The organism is Methanobrevibacter sp., from assembly GCF_045577275.1.
GTDB lineage: Archaea > Methanobacteriota > Methanobacteria > Methanobacteriales > Methanobacteriaceae > Methanobrevibacter.
Window position 1 is genome coordinate 1 of the sequence record NZ_JAZNIB010000168.1, and the last position, 2,519, is coordinate 2,519.

4 protein-coding genes are annotated in these 2,519 nt (G+C 36.1%); 3 read left to right on the plus strand and 1 reads right to left on the minus strand.

Translation table 11 applies throughout. From position 1 onward, the window contains the following. The 3 genes from ACKI67_RS05090 to tsaA all read left to right on the plus strand — a co-directional run. On the plus strand, nt 1–748 hold a 748-nt coding region (locus ACKI67_RS05090), incomplete at its 5' end, for a metallophosphoesterase (RefSeq protein WP_407462336.1). Between the two features lie 73 nt (nt 749–821). Further along, entirely contained in the window at nt 822–1,403 is a 582-nt protein-coding gene (locus ACKI67_RS05095; protein ID WP_407462337.1) for a class II aldolase/adducin family protein, read from the plus strand. 92 nt (nt 1,404–1,495) lie between these two features. Continuing rightward, entirely contained in the window at nt 1,496–1,987 is a 492-nt protein-coding gene (tsaA, locus tag ACKI67_RS05100) for a tRNA (N6-threonylcarbamoyladenosine(37)-N6)-methyltransferase TrmO (RefSeq protein WP_407462339.1), read from the plus strand. 57 nt (nt 1,988–2,044) lie between these two features. On the opposite strand, the gene ACKI67_RS05105 is transcribed toward tsaA, so the two are convergent. Further along, a partial coding sequence (locus ACKI67_RS05105) for a Panacea domain-containing protein (RefSeq protein WP_407462340.1) occupies nt 2,045–2,519 on the minus strand: 475 nt, incomplete at its 5' end.

A 2,519-nucleotide genomic window follows, 5' to 3' on the forward strand; every position in this document is an offset into this window, starting at 1 on the left:
ATTCCTTGAAGATGCATTTGTCAGATTCGTCAAATGGCTCAACGGTGACTTTGGAAACGAAGAGCAGATGGAAATGGCAAACAACGTAAAATACATGATTGTCGGTGGAGATATCGTGGATGGTATCGGAGTGTATCCTAACCAGGACAAGGAATTGGCAATCAAGGACATTACAGCTCAATATGATGAAGCTGCACGTTTGCTTGGTGATGTCAGAAGCGACATCAAGATAATCATCACTCCTGGAAACCACGACGCATCAAGAGTGGCAGAGCCTCAACCTGCTGTTCCTGAAAAGTATGCTAAGTCATTGTATAAACTAAATAACGTTGAATTCCTTTCAAATCCAAGTACTGTAAGCCTTGATGGACTTAAAGTATTAATCTACCACGGTAGGGGAATAGACGATATGGTGATGGGTTCAAATGATTTCTCACATGAACGTAATGACCTTGTAATGAAAGAATTCTTAAACAAAAGGCATTTGGCTCCATTGTATGGAGAAAGAACTCCTCTTGCTTCAGAGCTTGAAGACCATTTGGTTATTGACACTGTTCCTGATGTCTTGCATACAGGCCACGTTCACATTAACACCTATACAAACTATAAGGGAATTCACTGCATAAACTCAGGTACATTCCAGACTCAAACAGAGTTCCAGAAGATCTATAACATCGTGCCTACACCTGCAATCGTTCCTATCATTGATGTAGGTGGAATCTACAAGCCATTGGACTTCAATAAATAGCTGCAATGGAATGATAGATTATTAAAATTATTCTTTATTTTTTTATTAACTTATGCTTATTTTGGATGATAATATGGAAAAGGAAATCGTAAAATCAGTTGTTGAAATGTCAGCATATGTATTTGAAAGAGGATTGGTTTCAGGTAAGGCTGGCAATGTCAGTGCAAGATTCAAAACCGAATCAGGGGATATAGTTGCAATTACACCAACCCTTAAATCACTTGCTGACTTGAATGAAGAGGATATCGTTATTGTAAACGAAAAGGGAGAACTCCTTACAAAAGGAAAGCCATCATCTGAAGTCGGAATGCATTTGGCAATATACAGCCAAAAGCCTGATGTCTATGGAATTGCACATACACACTCACCATATGCAACTGGATTTGCATTTTCAAACAAAAAGATCAAACGTCTTGAAGGATTCGGTGCAATAAAATCAGAATATCTAAAGGACATTGAATACTTCAAGCCTGGAAGCAAGGAACTTGCTGAAGCTGCTGCTGAAGCTCTAAAAACAGAAGATGCAATAATCTTAAAGAATCATGGAGTCATTGCAACCGGCGAAACCGTCAAGGAAGCGGCTGCACTAGTTGAGTTTGTGGAAGAGATAGCTAAAACACAATTTGTAACTCATGTTTTAAATTCCATTGAATAATCATAAAAATAGCTATTCTGATTAATTATCCTAAATTATTTAAAATAACCCCGTTATAAAAATTTATATACATCAAAAATCAATATGATAGTATGAAAATCGAATTTGAATCTATAGGAACAATCCACTCACCATTCAAAGAGTTAGAAGGAATGCCAATCCAACCAACTGGTGCAAAAGGAATCAAAGGAAAAATATGCATTAAAGATGAATTTAAGCCAGGGTTAAAGGATATTGATGGATTTTCACATCTAATACTCATATATCATTTGCACAAAACAAAAGGCAATGCATTGGAAGTCAAGCCATTCATGGACAATGACACTCACGGAGTATTTGCAACAAGATCTCCAAAAAGGCCTAACAATATCGGCATGACCACTGTAAAGTTGGATAAGGTAGAAAACGATATCCTATACATTTCAAATGTAGATATACTTGATGGCACACCACTTCTTGACATAAAGCCTTATGTTCCTCAATTGTTTGAAGATACTATAGTTGATGACTTGAAGATCGGCTGGTTTGAAAACAATCACCACAAGGCTAAAAATCAAAAGGCAGATGACAGATTCATCAAATAACTATTTTTACAGCTAATAATCAAATGATTCGTCAATAGCTATATTCAATTCAATAAATTATCTTATTTTGACGAAGACCTTATCATCATCTTTAGGTTTTCTAGAGAATACCAAATCATAATCAATGATGTCAGCATATTGTGTTTTCCTTGGAGGAGTGTCTCTAAGGGAATATTCACCTATCTGCTTGCCGTTCATATGACTTAATTCCTTAATGACCTTATTGATGAGAGCACGCTCTTCATTCTTTAGATTGATTTCCGGTGTCTTTAGGGAAAAATATCTATTCATTATCTTGCCGCATGGCAATTTTCTTTTTCCTAATCCTACCTTCTTTTCATCCACCAATTCTTTTATGGCCATTTCAAAATGAATAGGGACAGGACCACGTTCCAACTCCTTATATTCCTCATTTGTTATGGATTCCTTATGCAATTCATAATAGTTGAAGTCTGAAAAATAGAGCAATTTATGAATGACTGTTCTTCCAACAGTGTTTTTGAAACCGCATTTGTATATAATGTAATGCACA